Source organism: Pelagimonas varians, from assembly GCF_003208435.1.
Classification (GTDB): Bacteria; Pseudomonadota; Alphaproteobacteria; order Rhodobacterales; family Rhodobacteraceae; genus Pelagimonas; species Pelagimonas varians.
In genome coordinates this window covers 1-17105 of record NZ_QKMF01000002.1, presented here as the reverse complement: position 1 = coordinate 17105, position 17105 = coordinate 1, and the positions used below count along the sequence as shown (strand labels likewise).

Sequence of the window (17105 nt, the reverse complement as noted above, 5' to 3'; positions counted from 1 at the left end):
AGGGTTACAATCCGGGTCTGCGGCGCAGATCAAGGGTCATCGGAAACTCCGGATGAGGCCTCTCTGGCGCAGGCTGATAAGCCCCTGCCGTGTGGCCCAGTTTTTCAAATCTGCTCAAACGCCGCGCCTCTGCCTCGTTGCCGTTGACCGGGAAGGTATCAAAATTGCGCCCCCCTGGGTGCGCGACATGGTATCGGCAACCGCCTAGTGATTTTCCGGTCCATGTATCGTAGATATCAAACGTCAACGGCGCGTCGACTTCAAGCACAGGATGCAACGACATCGGAGGTTTCCACGCCTTGAAACGCACGCCTCCCACCAACGTGCCATTGGCTTGCGTCGCAGTCAGCGGCACCACACGGCTGTTGGCTGTCACCGTATATCGATCTGGATTGGCCCCTTTCAGCGTCACCTGCAACCGCTCGGACGAACTGTCGGTATAGCGGACCGTGCCGCCAATCGCACCAGTCTCGCCCATCACATGCCACGGCTCCAAGGCTTGGCGCAGCTCAAGTGTCGCCCCTTCATAAGTGACCTCTCCGCAGAACGGAAAGCGGAACTCGGCCTGCGCCTCGAACCATGCAGGGTCAAGCACCAGATCATGGGCCTTCAAATCCCCCAAGACCTCTAGGAAATCCTCCCACAAAAACGCGGGTAGCATGAAACGGTCATGCAAAGTGGTGCCCCAACGGGTCAGGTTGCCACTGATCGGGTTTTCCCAACAGCGCGCAATGATCGCCCGCAACAATACCTGTTGCGCCAAGCTCATGCGCGGATTTGGCGGCATCTCAAATCCGCGAAATTCAACCAAGCCCAAGCGCCCTGTTGGGCCATCGGGCGAAAACAGTTTGTCGATGCAGATCTCGGTACGGTGGGTGTTGCCGGTCACATCAATCAACGCATTGCGTAGCAACCGGTCAGTCAGCCAAGGCGGTGGCACCGCGCCATCCGTTGGGGGCCAGATCTGATCAAGCGCGATTTCAAGCTCATAAAGCACATCATGACGGGCTTCATCGATGCGCGGAGCCTGCGATGTGGGGCCGACAAATGTGCCGGAAAACAGATAGGACAGGCTGGGGTGGCGTTGCCAAAACAAGATCAAGCTTTTGAGCAGATCCGGACGGCGCAAGAACGGGCTGTCAATAGGCGTCGCGCCCCCGACGACAACATGGTTGCCGCCGCCTGTACCTGTGTGGCGCCCGTCGACCATGAATTTATCCGCGCCCAAACGGCACTGGCGGGCCTCCTCGTAGACAGCTTGCGTGGTGGCAACACAATCAGACCAATTGGACGCAGGATGAATATTGACCTCAATCACTCCGGGATCTGGGGCTATGCGCATCACTTCAACGCGCGGATCATGCGGCGGGGCATATCCTTCGATCAAGACCTTGCGGCCGGTTTCCCGCGCGGCGGCTTCGACAGCTGCAATCAGCTCCAAATAGTCCTCAAGCGTTTCAACCGGCGGCAGGAAAACACAAAGCCGCCCGTCCCGTGCCTCGACCGAGATGGCGGTGCGCACACGGCCATCCAAATCGCTTAGGGTTTGCGCAACCTGTTCCTGACCGACGCTTGCGCCCGTTTGGTGCGCAATTGCCTGTTTGGGTTCCTGACGCTCCGCTTTGGGCGGGTCTTTAGGCAAAGGGGCGCGCGCCTCGGTCGGATCTTGAGGCGTGATAAACGGATAATCGCTTTCGGGAACATGCGGCAAGGTGCCTAGCGGCAGGCGGTACCCTACAGGGCTATCGCCCGCGACAAGGAACACCTTGCCACGACGCATGTTCCAGACTTCCGACATCCAACGACTTGAGGCGCGGGCCTGCCAGCGCTGCACCGGCAACACGTAGCCCGCCGGCGTGTTCAACCCGCGCTCAAACACTTTAGCGATGCGCGCCCGTTCTTCTGGGTCGGCAAGTTTGGAGTTTTCGGGCGTGACGTTGGCGGGCAAATTGCCCTCTTTGATGATCCAATCGGCAGGGTCTTCAAACGCAGGCACCACATTTTCCGCGGGCACCGACAGGCTGGCCGCAATCCCGGATAGCAAGGCTTGGGCATCTTGCGGGCCGACTGCCTCGCTGGTGTCTTCGCGGGCCAACAGGTCAGGGTCATGCCAAATCGGCACCCCGTCTTTGCGCCAATACAGCGAGAAGGTCCAACGTGGAAGCGTTTCGCCGGGATACCATTTCCCTTGACCGTAATGCAGCAAACCACCCTTGGAAAAATGCCCCTGCAAACGGCGCATCAAGGTGTCGGCCAGCGCCCTTTTGGTTGGGCCAACAGCATCGGAGTTCCATTCCGGACTTTCGAAATCATCAATCGACACAAACGTCGGTTCGCCGCCCATGGTCAGGCGGACATCGCCTGCTTCAAGACGTTTATCAACCGCATGCCCCAATGAATTCAAAGCATCCCAAGCGGTGTCAGAAAACGGTTTGGTGATGCGTGGGTGTTCGGCGGTGCGTGTCACCTTCATGTCGAAGGAAAACTCGACATCTGCCGCGCTTGCCACACCGGAAATGGGGGCCGCGTGGCGGTAGTCAGGGGTTGCAGCCAATGGGATATGGCTTTCACCCGCCAAAAGCCCCGATGTCGGATCAAGACCAACCCAGCCTGCGCCGGGCAAATACACTTCGACCCACGCGTGCAAATCAGTGAAATCAGTATCGGTGCCTGCGGGGCCATCAATCGCGATCAGGTCCGGTTTCAGCTGGATCAAATAGCCCGACACAAACCGCGCCGCGAGGCCAAGGTTGCGCAATACCTGCACCAAAAGCCAGCTGGTGTCGCGGCAAGATCCTGCAACGCGACCCAAAGTTTCCTCGGCGGTTTGCACACCGGGCTCCATACGGATTTCGTAGTTGATCTCATTGGCCAAACGGCTGTTGAGCATCACCAGAAAGTCGATTGTCACCATCGGTGAACGCGGAACCGACGCCAAAAACCTTTGCAAAAGCGGGCCCACAGGGGCCGTCCGCAGATAAATACTCAGGTCCGGCGCGATGTCATCATCATAGCGTAGTGGAAAGGTCTTGGCGCTGTCCTCAACAAAGAAATCAAAGGGGTTATAGACGGACATGTCAGCGACCAAATCAACTTCGATCTTGAATTCACGCACCGGTTCAGGAAACACAAACCGCGCCAGCCAATTCCCGTAGGGGTCTTGTTGGTGGTTCACAAAATGGGCCGAGGGCGAAACCGTCAAACTGTGCGAAATAACCCGTGTGCGTGAATGCGGAGCGGGCCGGAGCCGAATAGATTGTGGGCCAAGCGTTACCGGTCGATCGTACTTATAATGCGTCAGGTGGTAGATGCTTGCTGTGATTGACATGTTGGCTGTCTCCTTGCGCCCATCATGGACATTGCTTTGCATAGCACCAGAACCGGTGTCCGACAGATCGAAACGGTCAAAGATGCGGCACCTTACCCGGCTCTGATGTCCCCACCAGATGAAGTTCGGCCTTGTGACGGTAGACATTTAAGTCAGGAAAAATGCAACAAAGGCAGGAATTTCAGCCGATCCAGCCCCGCACTTGCCCATTTTTTAACCTGTCGATTAATTTTTGCCCGCTCGTTTTGGCCGCGCGTCTGTGATCTCGGTCGCCCATTGCAGTCCTCTACTTTTTGGATACGATCAAACCATGAAATCAAAAACAAACCACTTCGACGAAATGCTGCTGGCAACAGATGGCGTACGTGACCCTTATAATAAGTATCAGAGGTGGTTTTCCAACGAAGACCCTTCCCGGCTCGCGAAAAAATCTAAAGAAGCAGAGGCCTTCTTTAGGCGAACGGGTATCACCTTCAATGTCTACGGCCAAGAAGCAGCGCAGGAACGGCTGATCCCGTTTGATTTGATCCCGCGTATCATTTCGAACCGTGAATGGACCAAGCTGTCCAAAGGTATTGAACAACGCGTGCGCGCAATCAATATGTTTTTGCACGATATATATAACCGTCAAGAAATCTTGCGCGCCGGAATAATTCCGATTGATCTGATCGCCAAGAACGACGCTTTCTTGCCGCAAATGATGGGCTTTACCCCGCCGGGCAATGTCTACACACACATCGTAGGCACGGATATCGTGCGCACCGGAGAAGATGATTTTTTCGTGCTTGAGGATAATGCACGCACTCCTTCCGGCGTGTCCTACATGCTGGAAAACCGCGAAACGATGTTGCAAATGTTTCCCGAACTGTTCAGCCAGAACAAAGTCCAGCCGGTCAGCGACTATCCTAAAAACCTGCGCAGATCGTTAGCCGCCTGTGCACCCGTGAATTGCAGCGACGACTGCACCGTGGCGATTTTGACGCCGGGCATCCACAATTCGGCCTATTTTGAACACTCGTTTTTAGCCGACCAGATGGGTGTCGAACTGGTTGAAGGGCATGATCTAAAGGTAATCGATGGCCATATCGCCATGCGCACGACCCAAGGCTATCAAGTGATTGATGTCTTATACCGCCGTGTGGACGACGACTATCTGGACCCGCTCAATTTCCGCCCCGAATCCATGCTGGGCGTACCCGGTATTATGGATGTCTACCGCGCCGGAAACATCACGATCGCAAATGCCCCCGGAACAGGGATTGCGGACGACAAGGCGATCTATTCCTATATGCCCGATATTGTTGAGTTCTACACCGGCGAAAAGCCCATCTTGAAGAACGTGCAGACATTTCGCTGTTCCGAGCCGGACACGTTAAAATATGTTCTCGAAAACCTCGCGGAACTGGTGGTCAAAGAGGTTCATGGGTCAGGCGGATACGGCATGCTCGTCGGGCCCGCGGCCAGCAAAGCCGAAGTGGCCGAATTCGCGGAAAAGCTGAAACAGAACCCGGGCAACTATATTGCGCAACCGACTTTGTCGCTGTCGACCGTGCCCATTTTCAAGAAAAAGGGTCTTGCCCCCCGACATGTCGATCTGCGCCCGTTTGTGCTCGTTTCGCCGGGCGGAATTGACATCACCCCCGGAGGATTGACCCGCGTCGCATTAAAAGAAGGCTCTCTTGTGGTGAATTCCAGCCAAGGCGGCGGCACCAAAGACACTTGGGTTTTGGAGGACTAGGGAATGCTAGGTAAAACCGCAGGTGGCCTTTATTGGATGTTCCGCTTTTTGGAGCGCAGCGAAAACACAGCCCGTCTGATCGAAGCCGGGTTTCGGATTGCGTTGACCCGTTCACGCGATTCCGATTCTGAATGGAAATCGGTTGTCACCACCGCAGGGGTTCGGGCCGGTTATGATGCAAAATACGACACTTACACAGCGCAACATGTCGTCGACTATCTGCTCCGCGACACCAGCAACCCCTCAAGCGTTATGTGCGCGATTGAAAACGCCCGTACCAATGCCCGTATGGTCCGCACGGCCCTTACCACCGAGGTTTGGGAAGCCGTCAACGAAAACTGGATGGCGATGAAGGCCGCGCTCAAGAAGCCAATTCCAGAAACCGATCTTCCGGCCTTGCTGGGTGAAATCCGCCGCCACAGTGCTTTGGTGCGCGGTGCCCTGCACGGAACCATGCTGCGCAATGATGCCTATGATTTCGCCCAAATCGGAACAGCACTGGAACGGGCCGACAACACAGCCCGCATCATCGACGTCAAGTATTATACGCTTTTGCCCTCGGCCAGCTTTATTGGCTCTGCGATGGACAATGTGCAGTGGGAAACAATTTTACGGTCCGTTTCCGCACACCGGTCGTTCCGCTGGCTCAACGCAAATGAAATGACATCTTCAGGCATCGCCGAGTTTGTCATTCTTGACAGCCGCTTCCCACGGTCGCTGTATTTCGCAAGCCGGACGATCAGAGCCAACCTAGGCTATCTAGAAAAAGACTATGGTGCCACAATGCCATGTCATGCATTGATCGACCAACAGGTGACCAAAATGCGCCAGCACACAATCGCGTCGATTTTCGAAGGCGGGCTACACCAGTTCATTGGTGATTTTTTGCGCAGTAACAATGCAATAGGCGCACAAATCCAACTCGACTACCGGTTTGATGGATAAGCAATCGAATGAAACTCAAGATCTCGCACACGACGAAATACACCTATGACGCGCCGGTGCTCTACGGGTTACAGCAAGTTCGGCTCATACCCGCTTCTGATCGGCATCAAACGGTGCTCAACTGGAAAGTTGATGTCATCGGCGGAGACGAAGAGCTGACATTTTTCGATCAATACCGGAACAAGTGCATGCTGATCAAAGCGCATGATGGCGCGACGGAGATGGAGTTGACAGTCTCTGGTGATATTGAAACGCGCTCTTCGGACGGTATCTACGGCATGGTTTATGGTGCCGCGCCGTTGTGGCACTTTGTCCAGGCGACCGAACGGACAAGGGCCGGACCGGGTATCCAGGCCCTTTCAAAGCTGATCACAAATACAGCCGGTTCCCTAGAAGAATTGCATAGGCTGTCCGCCGCGATTTTGGCGGCCACCCCATACATCCAAACCGCGACAACCGTCGCTACAACTGCCGAAGACGCCCTGAGCGCTGGTGGTGGTGTGTGTCAGGACCACGCGCAAATCTTTATCGCAACCTTGCGGTGCGCCGGTATCCCCGCGCGCTATGTCAGCGGCTATCTGATGATGGATGATAGAATAGATCAAGATGCCAGCCATGCTTGGGCCGAGGCCCATGTAGACGGCTTGGGATGGGTCGCTTTCGACGTGTCCAACGGTATCTCGCCGGATGAACGCTATGTGCGATTGGCAACTGGACGCGATTCAAAGGATGCCGCGCCTGTATCGGGGATGACGCTGGGCAATGCCCTTGAGACAATGCATGTCTCCTTGCAGGTTCAGCAATAAGAGACCAAACCTGCGCAGCCAACCCAAGAAGGCTGGTTTCTAAAGGATTTTGAACTGGCGCCTGATCTCAGCATCCTGATCTGTCGATAGATATTCGGGATGGTGGGTTGTCAAAATCTCGCGCGCACGCGCCCGTGCCAAAGTCCAAGCATCCTTCGCTCCGTTTTCAGCCCATGTTCTGGGCTCTGATCGATCCGCAAGCGTTGGATAGAAATAGTCCCGCTCCATCGCTGTGATTGTATGATCCCCGCCTAAAAAGTGACCGGCCCCTAGAACCGCTTCCTTGATCGCCTCAAACCCAAGATTGTCTTCACTCACCTCTATTCCTCGCAGGGCGCGATAGGTGTTGGAATGCATTTCGTCATCCAGCACAAAGGCTTCGAAACTGGCTCCGAGCAAAGACGCGGTCATGCCCGAGCTTTCGTAAATCAAATTGCCGCCCGCCAGCGCTGCCGCGAGCGAGCTCATGCCCTTTTCAGCGCCATATTGCGCGTCAATCGCCTTGGCATCGGTCATTGAGCAGGCGACACCGGAAGGCAACCCCAGCCAATTCGACAATTGCGCAGAGGCCGCATTCAAAACGGTGCTTTCACCGCTACCGCCAGAAAACGCGCCGGTGCGCAGATCAACAACCAATGGCCAGTTCGAAAAGACCATAGGATAGCCCGGCGCAATGGCGTGAACCATCACCAAACTGGCCAATGTTTCCGCCAAAGACTGCGCCAAAAAACCAGCCATTGTTGCAGGGGCTGTAGCACCGGCCTGCGCTGCTGTGATGCAAGACATCGGGATGTTGTGCCGGATACAGTCATAAACCACATCAACCGCATCTTCGCCGTAGCGCATGGGGGAAATCACCGGGCTGATATGGGCCTTCATGAAGGGGCGTTTTGAAAACGCTCCGTCGCCGCCCGCAGCGATATCCAGCATTTTCACAATGGGATCTATATGTTCAGCGAGCGTGAATGAGGTCGCCGTTGGTTTGGTCGTATTGCGCAGCAAAGCATAGGCGGTGTTTACATCCAGATCGAAGTTATCCGGAACATCGGTTGCAACGCAGCAGCGGGTGTACCAGCTGACATTCGCCAGTGTGTCTTGCAGTCTGGTAAAGTCATGCAGGTCCGCAAGGGTGGATGGCCGATACAGCCCATTGTCCATGTCCAGGGTTTGAACCGCCGCGCCGCCAGTGCCAAAATAGACCTTATTGCCGCCCACCTCGATTGACCGGTTGTCATCACGACCATGTAAGATGAACGTCTTGGCAGCCTTTGCGCTGGCATCCTCAACCAAAGAGCGCGGAAAGGTCAAACGCCCCTGCCCGTCGTCTTCGGCCCCTGCTTTTAACAGATCTTGCGCCAGCCTGTCGGGGACTTCACCCATGCCCAGCTCGGACAAAAGGCGCAAGGCCGTGTCGTAAATTCTGTGCAGATCGCTTTCCGAAAGCGGCCTGTATGCCCCACCGATCTGGCCGGGGGGGCAAGGGTCAATAACCGGTTTAGACGCCCGTTTAACCAAACGTGTCGCACGGCCACCACTGCGCCGAGACGGCTTGCCAATGGTGTCGGTCATATGCGTAATTGTCCTGACGGGCATCGCTTCATCCTTGGTCGCTCCTGAGTTTAACGGTTGTCTCCAAAATCATTCGATGCCCACAGGCTGTCTGTTTTAGGCCCTCATCCGCGCATAAGTTGGATCATACGGCCCAGCCGGGATGACACGGGCTGGAACCGGGCTTCCGATCACGTCGATAGTGACTTCTGTATCAGGCGCTGAAAAATCCGGCTCGACAAAGGCATAGGCAAGGTTCAGGCCCGTGCGGTGCCCCCAATCGCCTGAAGTCACTGTCCCGACAATGCGGCCATCAATGCGCACCGATGCTCCGCCATGGGCTGGCGCATCTTTTGTATCAACCACCAGCGTCACCAACTTGCGCTGCGGGCCTGCACTCACCCGTTTTTCAAGGGCCGCCTTGCCAACAAAATCGCCCTTGTCCATTTTGATAAACCGCTCGAGGCTGGTCTCGAATGGATCGAATTCGGTCAGAATGTCCGCTTTCCAATGCAAGAACCCTTTTTCGATCCGCATGGAATCGACTGCACGCGCGCCGAACAACCTCAGACCATGCTCGGCCCCCGCTTTGCGAAGCGCAGCATAAGCCGCGTGCAGGCTTTCGTTTGGAACGTGGATTTCATAGGCCAATTCGCCTGAGAAACTAATACCCAAAACCGTGGCCGGTGCGATACCGATATGAGTTTCGCGAACCGAAAGCCAGGGAAAGGCTTCGCGTGACCAATCACCGCGCGCGGCGGCAGCCAGAACATCACGGGATTTGGGCCCGGCCAAAATCAGGATCGTCTGGGAATTGGTCAACGACCGGATCGTTACGTCCTCATCTTCGCGCAGATGCGTTTGCAACCAGTCCATGTCGTGGAATTCGGATGCTGCGGCGGACCCGTACCAAACGCGGTTTTCTCCACGATCAGAGGCAGGAATGTTGGCAATTGTGGCTTCGCCCTTAACCATCCCATGTTCGTTCAGCAGGTATCCAAGACCTACACGTCCCCAGCGTTTTGTAACCGTGCCGCACATCATACGATCAAGGAAGCTGTGCACATCCGCGCCCGTCATTTCAAACCGGTTGAACCCTGACACTTCGGTCATGGCGACGCCGGTCGCGACAGCATTTACCTCTTCGGCGATCACATCGTGCAGCTCATTAAAGCGAAAACCCAATGTTTCGGTGAAATCCGGCGAGGGTTTGATATAATCAATCCGTTCCCAGCCGTTCACAATGCCCATTTCCGCACCATCAGCTTCGAATACAGCGGTTAGCGGCGTTGTCTTCATAGGGCGACCGGCAGGACGGTGTTCGTGCGGGAAATGGAACCGGAATTCGTTTTGATAGTCTTCGACAGCCTTCAGCGCTGTCAGCTCAACCGTACAATGTCCGACAAAGCGGCGCGGATCGATTACCCAAGTGTCATATTGCGCCTCACCATGCACAATTTGCTGAGCCAGCAGCCAGCCATGTCCGCCGCCTTCGCCAAGGCCCGCGCGCAAACCGATGATGCAAAACGCATTGCGTTTGCCCGGAATAGGGCCAACCAAGGGCGCACCATCAATGGTGTAAGTGATCGGGCCATTCACGACCTCGCGGATACCGGTTTCCATCAAGGCCGGCATCCGTTCGAACGCACCTTCAAGAACGTCGGTCACGCGGTCCAAATCGTCAGGGCACAGCGCATTTGTGAATTTGGGGTCAATGCCATCCATGCCCCATGTCCGGCAATCTTGTTCGTAAAAACCGATCAGCAAGCCGTTCTTTTCCTGACGCGAATAGTAATCGCTGATCGGGCAACGCAGCAGCGGGATACGGTGGCCTGCCTCTTTGATCGCGGGAATGTCTTCGGTCAAAAAATACTGATGCTCCATCGACGCGACAGGATGCTGTACACCCATCATCGCGCCGATTTCATTGCAACGATACCCGCCGGCATTCACGACGATTTCGCATTTCACGTCGCCCTTTTCCGTATGCACGGTCCAAGTGCTGTCGGCATGTTGGGTCAGCCCGGTGACCGGCGTGTGACGGTTGACCTCGGCACCGGCCAAACGCGCGCGGCGCGCCAGCGCTTGGCACAGCTGCGCTGGGTCAATATGGCCATCGGTAGGATCCCAAAGGCCACCAAGCAGGTTTTCGGTCGAAATTAGCGGATGGCGACGCGCGCATTCCGCCGCATCGATCACTTCGAATTCAACGTCCATTGCAGCGGCCATCGAGGTAAAGTGTTTGTAGCCATCCATTTGGGCTTGCGTATTGGCAAGGCGAATTCCGCCATCTCCAAAGTTATATCCAACAGGGTATTCGGGATCATCACGCAGTTCTTTATACAGGTTGATAGAGTGGGTTTTCAAACCAACCATCGTTTGCGTCATTCCGAAATTCGTCACCTGTGCCGCAGAGTGCCAAGTTGTCCCGGATGTCAGCTCGTCACGCTCAATCAGCATGACGTCCGTCCATCCCTCTTGGGTCAAGTGGTACAATGCCGAGCACCCCGCAATGCCCCCACCAATAACGACTACCCGTGCTTGATCTCTCATGTTTTTCGAATCCGTGCTATGAACCTTTGTTGCGCTCATCAAAGCAGGAATGGCGAAGTCGTCAATTCCACAGACACAGTTTCGATAATTTCGAAACTGTTTTTGACAAAAATCCGTGTTAGTTTTTGCGTAATGACCCGCAAGGCATGAGCAGTTTCACTCTTTGAGTGTCAGCTGGCTGGTGAGCCACGGGTAGGCTTTGCACGCTGGCCCGACAACTTCGCGATTCATAATCTGACGCAAAAGACCCGCGAGGGCCTGCCGGGTCGGGCTGTCAAAATCGCCTCGTGACAAAAGAGTTATGTCGCGTGAAAACGCAGACATTGGCACAGGATACAAACGCACGTTTGCTGCAAACCGCTGGGCCCGCATAAACCCGAGCGGCGTAATAATCGACCAGCCAGCGCCGCTGGCAATAATCGCCATAATCGACTGAACGCTGTCAAAAACAAACCTGTTGGGAAGCTCGACATTATTGCGGGCCAAATGCGCTTCGATATGTTTGCCGATCAAGTGACCTTGGTTGAACCTTAAAAATGGTAGAACCTCTGCATCAGCGAGCAAATCTGCCGGAGCCACGCGCAGACCTTCCGGCATCGCAAAGACATACGGGTCGCGCAACAGTGGCACGCTCGCCAATTCGGAATTGGCGCTTCCAGCATCTGATACAACGGCAAGATCGACCTCGCCTTTTTGCAATAAGTCGGCTGCTTGGTGGCTCAGGATATTGCAAATCGATAGCGTCGCCTGAGGCATCTGTTTCGTTAAAAACGCCGCGAGTTCGGGTGTGACGGTACTCTCGAACTCTTCGACAATCCCAATGCGCAAAGAGCGGGTCGTGAGCAAGCCGGAGATCGCCGTTTCATTCGTTGCACGCCGGATATGCAGCAAGCCTTTGGACAGATGTTGCAGCGCTTGATGGCCTTCGCGGGTCAAAGCGAAGGGCCGTGAGGACCTGTCAAACAAGACCACCCCAAGTTGGTCTTCCAGTCGCGCGATGTGATGCGACACGGAAGAAATCGACAGTTTCATCTCTGCAGCCGTGGTTTGCACAGAACCAGAGCGGGCAACGCGTTCAAAGGCATCCAGTGCCTGAAGGGAAATTCGGGGGAGCGGCACAGACTGATATCCCTTAGTTTCGAAACTATGAGAACAGTGGGGCAGACCACCCCGCGTGTCAAATGCGCAAGCATGTCAACGCGGGACGGCATAGTTTCAGTCTTCGCAGGTCTAAACCTCGTTCGGATTTACCGTAAACAACACGACATAAAGTGTCGGAACAATAATCAGGGCAAGAGCGGTTGCGAAACTCAGGCGACAAATGATGACCACCGCTAGCGACTTGAAGAAAAGGTCCCAGATCAATTCACCCCAAGAACCGTGGTCAACACCCCCAGCTATACCGGCCTGACACGGTTGACAGCGGCATCAACCACCGCTTGCATACCCTCCTTGCCATCAGCAATCTGTGAATCCGTCTCGTCAATCAAAACCATCGCGTTTTTGATCCACATCCCTGTCAGTCGCAAAACCCCCAAGATTGCAATGAATTCGAGCGCTGTTCGTGTCAGGAACGGCCCCCAAACCACGCCAATCAGACACAAAGGCACAGTGTGCCAAATGATCAATGGTTGCCGAACCGCGTTGAACAATAAGATCACCATATGTTCATGGCACCAAAGCCAAGCGGCATCGTCAACCCCAAACCAGCGTTGGCTTCTGCCGAATTCCCGAATTCGCCCTTCCATTCAAAACTGTAGCCGCGCAGTAGTGCGATAGCTTCGACTTCCTCTTTCACTGTGTGGAACAAATCGCCTGACAAGACCCCGGGGCGTTGTCCGCCTGTGCCGTTATGGCAAGCGCACGGTCGATCCGGCGCAAGTTCCCAGATTCAAAGACCTGTTCAAAATCATCTACGACCTGCCCGATTGGGGTGTAGTCGCCAATTGCCTCGCTAAACACCTGTACCTGCTGCAAAGAAGCCGCATCACTGCCCAAGGACAAACTTCCACACCTTGGATGCGTGGGTTTGGATAGTTTTCCTGAATGTAGGATTCTATCGGGCCTTGGAGCCCTTCAATTTGAGTGTCGTCTGCAACGTCGACAAAGATTTGGCCATAGCTTGAGCTGCTGTTTTCGGAATCATAAATCAACATGAAACGGATGTGGTGCTTCCAACCATTGTATGAGTTCCCAACACCCAAACCAATGGCTGGTTTTCCGTCAATATGATGCAAGCTGCGCGCAGTGTCTTGTAACCCGCGAGACAAGGTCGCGATTTCGGATAACCGAAAAGAAGCACCGGTCTGTGCGTTTGAGATAACAAGCCTCAATCGCCTTGATGGAGTCGAATGCGCCTTCCGGCCTGATCTCAAAACGGGTTGACCCTCCAAGCACTGTGCCGCCCGGCGTCACCAAGTTTTGACCTTTCCAAGACGTGGCCGATCTGGGGCGGTGACAAATCAAATTCAATCAGCCGTGCCAATGTGTATTCGACACAGATCACTTCAGGTTGAACGCCTTTCAGGACGACTTTTGACACCCCTTCCACCAAGATCAACCCGCGCTGCAACTGTTTGGCATAATCATACGGCTCAGTGATCGAATAGCCTGCTCCGGTGATGCCAAAGAAACGCGCTTGAACGTCGCCGAAGTCATCATAAACTTGGCTTTTAAGGCGGTGGGCGGCAAGCTTGATTGAACGTCATCTATTTTTGCCCGCATTTGTGCGAACCGGTGATACAGCTCTGCACGGTTCTTGACGGATGCGATCGTGAATTCGACGATGACTTCACTGACATCTGGCGACGAAAGGGGCCCGACCTTTTTCACGCCAAGCAATTGCTGCAGGCCATTTTCAATAACATCAGTGACTTCGCGCGCCACTTCATCGGAACCGGGCTCAGGACAGGGTGAGATAATTTGGGCCTGACGATTGATAAATTCAGGATCTTCAAAGCGTGGCAATCTGGGTTCGTTTCCGGTTGCCGAGGATTTAACGATATTGCCAACCATACCCGCGAGGATCGGCGCACCATGAGGAACCGAAACCCGAACGCGCCCGCTTGGGAAAAAGGTTCAACAAGTTCCGCGTCAAAAACCTGCCCCTTGAGGCTTTCTAGTTCAACAACGGATGAAGAATCTGACTGTGCAAGACGCACAACATCCGGGCCGGACACATCAAAAACCAAGTCCAAATCCGAAAGCTGCTTGAGCACTCCAAACGCAATTCATTCCGTTCAAATTATCAACAACTGAACCTGTTAGAACATGCAGCATTGCAAGGCCTGCGCTGTGGGTCCCGCTCCTGAACTTCGCGGGGGTGGCAGCATCAATTTGGCTTATTCTTTAACCGCTTGGGTCTTCGCAGGTCCCACCGCGCGACCAACCGCCAATTGCCTGACCAATCAATTCCCGAGCCTCGGGAACAACCTGTTCCAGCTGCGGCAAATCATTGACGCATAAAAATTTGATTTCAGCATCCGTGGCACCTGTTAGCACTGCACGCGTTTCATCAGATGGCTGCCCAATCCCTTGGCCACTATAAATATGCAGATGATCCTTGGACGTTTGGATCAAAGCATTCTGCGCTGCAATACAAGCGTGGTTGTGCAGACCTTGTGGTAAAAACTGGCTCAAATCCCGGAACCGGTGGCTGATATTCGTTAGAAAAGCTGCGCGGTGGTGATCAAATAGGCCTGCCATGACCGACCGGCGAACCGGATGAATCACATGCGCGGATGCAAATAGATTATCTGCACCAAATCCCATCATTTGCGCTGCTTTGAGCTGCATGAAATGATTGAATTTCGCAGGATCACTGCGCACGTCCGATCCATATAACGCGCGACTGTAGTCCACCCATTTTCCGCGTAAAACCGGCCTGCCGCCGTCAAAAACATCCACCTCTTCCAATGGTGCGGCAAGGAAAACATCGTCGTTGAAATAAACAAACCGCTCACTCAGCCCCTCGATCCGCCAAAGCATGCTTTCAATTGCGAGCGAATTGAATGTCGGCAGCACTTGGGTAAACCCGTCGAATATTTCCGTGTGATCGACAAATCGTATCTTCGCCCTCAAGTCCGCTGAAAGGCATGTTAAATCCGGCGTTTCGATGTCGACCACAATCCAGATTGTTCTGACCCATGGGGCGAAATTTTCAATCGACTGCAGGCAGAACAAGATTTCATCACTGCAAACCCAACGATGGGGATTGATGGCATTTTCATGAAGCGGCAGAGGTGATTGCGCCATATATTTATTGCGTTTCTGGCTGTGTGTTCTCGAACTTCCATCAACCCACGTAATGACGGCATCTATCAGCTCATCCGGATTTTTCTTGGTTTCGAAAACGTCTCGTTGCATGCCCGATCCTTTATTTTTTGGGACGTTGTCCATGTCACATGTAGGTCTGTGGAACCATGGATCTCTTGTTTGGATTTAGACAATTCGGTGGCAGAGACGTTTTTTCACTGGATAGCTTTTTAAGATGTATCCAAAATTGACGACAAGTTACAGAAATGACGAAGAGACGGGGTGTTTCGGACAAGTTTTAAGCCGTGGTAGCGCTTGACCCGCGGCGGGTTGACAAGACGGTGCAAGAGATTTCAGCCAGATTACATCTTGCCTAAACTGCAAAACTGTCCAGATTGACGCTTAGCTTTCCTGTCGGCCGGACGCCCAATCCCTAAGCGTGACGTTTGCAAGGCTGTTGCTGCTAACTGCGAACTGCATAGTGCTGATTTTCCAGCGATCATCTTTACGTTTAAGAATGACAAATCCGACATAGGGCTCTTCGGGCAGAAAGTTTCCGTTTTGAACATAGCGCGTCTCATATGTAGCCCAGATTGTATCCTCATCCTTGAAAATGGCCTCTTGAACCTTTCGGACCATGTGCGTAAAGCGGTTCCCCTTCAGGCCATTGATAAAACTCAAACAAATTGCACGCATTTCGGTTTCATTCTTGGCAACAGCACGGCCTTCCATACTTTCAAGCGTGCAAGGAATATCGCACCATTCCAAGGTTGCATCGACATCACCTGCAATTGTCGCCTCGCCCTGCCGATCCAGAAAATCCTGCGCGATTGGCTGCGCATCTTCATGCTTCATTTTGTCTGTCCGATCACCGGGCTACATACCCCTCAGAAATAAAAGAAAGAAGCTCACGTCAAAGATGTCAATGCTTGGTCTGTTTGAATTGCTTTGACAGGTCGAACGTTTGGCCTTCTACGGCTCCGCATAAGCATCTGCCCTTTTCCCTGCTGCAATTTTGGGGGCGAGTCGCGAAGCCTGCGCAACTTCAAGAAAAAAAGAGCTGCAATAGGATGTTTTCTTGGTAACGATCCGTAAGCCGGCCGCGATTGAGGTCAGTGCATCCAAAGAAGCAGTCGCCCCTGCCCCCTCTCTTCTCTTCTGCCCGCCCGTGCATAAGCTCCTGCACGGGTGTACCCGTGGCAACCAATAGCTCGCCAATCGATTGAACAATTGCACACATAGCCAATCGGCAAACCATGCAACACTTGCAAGAGAACGCAAATCCATCGGCCACCTGCCTCTCTTTGCTTGACCGGAAATATGTGGAGTGGCGGCCCCCGGCCAGATCCGCAAAGTATAATGTAGCATTCGATTCGGCAGCTTTTGGCCTGGATGTTGGGCACTCCACGAAGATGATTGTTTTGATTTTACTGCGCGACCGTCCAAACCAAGACAATAGTTCACGCCTAGTCCTTCAACGCACCACTTGAGTCCCATCTGCTTCGGTCGATCTTTCTATCAAATTCAAAGACATAGTCCAATGGGCCGGACTTGCCCGCCTTGCCAATGAGGCCGGTCGAAGTCCGACAGGCAAGGACAGATCAACCATCAAAATAATTCATAAATCCCGATGGGAAAATCGATTTCCTTGCCAATAACAACACAGAACCGCATCCAAACTCTGCAAAAATTCTGCAAAACAGAATTCACTCATCCAATTGTTTTTACTACGTTTATTTACTCTTATTTGACGCGTGTAAAGTTTTTCTTGACACATGCGTGTATCGCCGCATAACTTTTGAAGTGTCTAAGGGAGGACAACCATGTCTATTAAGAGAACACTACTAACGACAGTTGTTGGATTGGGATTGAGCGCGGGTATAGCATCTGCGGAGACGATCACGATTGCGACGGTTAACAACGGTGACATGAT

12 protein-coding genes are annotated in these 17105 nt (G+C 53.7%); 3 read left to right on the top strand and 9 right to left on the bottom strand.

Going from position 1 to position 17105, the window contains the following annotated elements; translation table 11 throughout:
• Positions 1–4: 4 nt before the first annotated feature.
• The gene (locus tag C8N36_RS02400) at positions 5–3328 is read right to left on the bottom strand and encodes a transglutaminase family protein (RefSeq protein ID WP_097803383.1); all 3324 of its coding nucleotides are present in this window, start codon (positions 3326–3328) and stop codon (positions 5–7) included.
• Between the two features lie 310 nt (positions 3329–3638).
• Here C8N36_RS02400 and C8N36_RS02395 point away from each other — a divergent pair, with 310 nt between their 5' ends.
• From C8N36_RS02395 to C8N36_RS02385, 3 genes are read left to right on the top strand one after another with little or no spacing between them, the layout of a single operon-like run.
• Positions 3639–5066, top strand: coding sequence for a circularly permuted type 2 ATP-grasp protein (locus C8N36_RS02395; protein WP_097803039.1), 1428 nt, complete (start codon positions 3639–3641; stop codon positions 5064–5066).
• A 3-nt stretch (positions 5067–5069) separates the two neighbouring features.
• Positions 5070–6011 carry an alpha-E domain-containing protein gene (locus C8N36_RS02390; RefSeq protein ID WP_097803038.1) on the top strand — a complete coding sequence of 314 codons (942 nt, stop codon included), beginning with the start codon at positions 5070–5072 and terminating at the stop codon, positions 6009–6011.
• A gap of 8 nt (positions 6012–6019) precedes the next feature.
• Complete coding sequence (locus C8N36_RS02385; RefSeq protein ID WP_097803037.1) at positions 6020–6817, top strand: transglutaminase family protein; 798 nt, start codon at positions 6020–6022, stop codon at positions 6815–6817.
• A gap of 39 nt (positions 6818–6856) precedes the next feature.
• Here the strand turns inward: C8N36_RS02385 and C8N36_RS02380 are convergent, their stop codons facing one another.
• The 8 genes from C8N36_RS02380 to C8N36_RS02340 form a co-directional block, all read right to left on the bottom strand.
• Positions 6857–8386, bottom strand: coding sequence for a trimethylamine methyltransferase family protein (locus C8N36_RS02380; protein ID WP_097803036.1), 1530 nt, complete (start codon positions 8384–8386; stop codon positions 6857–6859).
• Between the two features lie 96 nt (positions 8387–8482).
• Positions 8483–10918: a GcvT family protein gene (locus C8N36_RS02375; RefSeq protein ID WP_097803382.1), complete on the bottom strand. Its 2436-nt coding sequence runs from the start codon at positions 10916–10918 to the stop codon at positions 8483–8485.
• Positions 10919–11074: 156 nt separating this feature from the next.
• Entirely contained in the window at positions 11075–12037 is a 963-nt protein-coding gene (locus tag C8N36_RS02370; protein WP_097803035.1) for a LysR family transcriptional regulator, read from the bottom strand.
• A 278-nt stretch (positions 12038–12315) separates the two neighbouring features.
• The gene (locus C8N36_RS02365) at positions 12316–12666 is read right to left on the bottom strand and encodes an efflux RND transporter permease subunit (protein ID WP_110767768.1); all 351 of its coding nucleotides are present in this window, start codon (positions 12664–12666) and stop codon (positions 12316–12318) included.
• Between the two features lie 46 nt (positions 12667–12712).
• Positions 12713–12922, bottom strand: coding sequence for a hypothetical protein (locus C8N36_RS02360; RefSeq protein ID WP_110767766.1), 210 nt, complete (start codon positions 12920–12922; stop codon positions 12713–12715).
• 552 nt (positions 12923–13474) lie between these two features.
• Positions 13475–13804 carry an efflux RND transporter permease subunit gene (locus C8N36_RS02350; RefSeq protein WP_141467939.1) on the bottom strand — a complete coding sequence of 110 codons (330 nt, stop codon included), beginning with the start codon at positions 13802–13804 and terminating at the stop codon, positions 13475–13477.
• 462 nt (positions 13805–14266) lie between these two features.
• Positions 14267–15283, bottom strand: a complete 1017-nt coding sequence (locus tag C8N36_RS02345; RefSeq protein WP_097803381.1) for a Stealth CR1 domain-containing protein — start codon at positions 15281–15283, stop codon at positions 14267–14269.
• A gap of 291 nt (positions 15284–15574) precedes the next feature.
• The gene (locus tag C8N36_RS02340; RefSeq protein ID WP_097803030.1) at positions 15575–16027 is read right to left on the bottom strand and encodes a hypothetical protein; all 453 of its coding nucleotides are present in this window, start codon (positions 16025–16027) and stop codon (positions 15575–15577) included.
• Between the last annotated feature and the right edge of the window lie 1078 nt (positions 16028–17105).

What these genes read in the sequence shown, in the direction of transcription:
- C8N36_RS02400 (WP_097803383.1), bottom strand. Translation starts at nt 3,328, where the DNA reads ATGTCAATCACAGCAAGCATCTACCACCTGACGCATTATAAGTACGAT.
- C8N36_RS02395 (WP_097803039.1), top strand. Translation starts at nt 3,639, where the DNA reads ATGAAATCAAAAACAAACCACTTCGACGAAATGCTGCTGGCAACAGAT.
- C8N36_RS02390 (WP_097803038.1), top strand. Translation starts at nt 5,070, where the DNA reads ATGCTAGGTAAAACCGCAGGTGGCCTTTATTGGATGTTCCGCTTTTTG.
- C8N36_RS02385 (WP_097803037.1), top strand. Translation starts at nt 6,020, where the DNA reads ATGAAACTCAAGATCTCGCACACGACGAAATACACCTATGACGCGCCG.
- C8N36_RS02380 (WP_097803036.1), bottom strand. Translation starts at nt 8,386, where the DNA reads ATGACCGACACCATTGGCAAGCCGTCTCGGCGCAGTGGTGGCCGTGCG.
- C8N36_RS02375 (WP_097803382.1), bottom strand. Translation starts at nt 10,918, where the DNA reads ATGAGAGATCAAGCACGGGTAGTCGTTATTGGTGGGGGCATTGCGGGG.
- C8N36_RS02365 (WP_110767768.1), bottom strand. Translation starts at nt 12,666, where the DNA reads ATGGAAGGGCGAATTCGGGAATTCGGCAGAAGCCAACGCTGGTTTGGG.
- C8N36_RS02345 (WP_097803381.1), bottom strand. Translation starts at nt 15,283, where the DNA reads ATGCAACGAGACGTTTTCGAAACCAAGAAAAATCCGGATGAGCTGATA.
- C8N36_RS02340 (WP_097803030.1), bottom strand. Translation starts at nt 16,027, where the DNA reads ATGAAGCATGAAGATGCGCAGCCAATCGCGCAGGATTTTCTGGATCGG.